This is a genomic window from Octadecabacter dasysiphoniae, from assembly GCF_021532615.1.
Taxonomy (GTDB): domain Bacteria; phylum Pseudomonadota; class Alphaproteobacteria; order Rhodobacterales; family Rhodobacteraceae; genus Octadecabacter; species Octadecabacter dasysiphoniae.
Window position 1 is genome coordinate 1 of record NZ_JAKGAQ010000025.1, and the last position, 322, is coordinate 322.

Sequence of the window (322 nt, forward strand, 5' to 3'; positions counted from 1 at the left end):
TGAAGCTGTCGGTCAAAGTTTCGCCTTCGCCCAACGCCTGGATCGCCGCCTGCGTGTTGTCCGCCGCGTAGATCCAGGCGCCTTCTGCATCGATATCAAAGCTGCCGTAGCTGCCAGCCGTACCGCTCTGAACAACAAAGCTCGCCTCACCGGCGTCTACATCCGTCACGCTAAGCGCCCCCGTCGCCGTCAGGGTTGCCGCCTCATCCTCAATCACCGCGCCCGTCGTCTCGCCTGTGATCTCTGCCGCATCATTCTCACCCGTGATCGTGATGGTCACGGTCTCTTCCGTGCCATCCACCGTTGTGACCGTGAAGCTGTC

General features: G+C 61.5%; 1 protein-coding gene. It reads right to left on the reverse strand.

Features of this window, described 5'->3' with window-relative positions; all coding sequences use genetic code 11:
• Positions 1-322: VCBS domain-containing protein (locus tag L0664_RS18485; RefSeq protein ID WP_235227383.1), on the reverse strand; the 322-nt coding region annotated here is incomplete at both ends.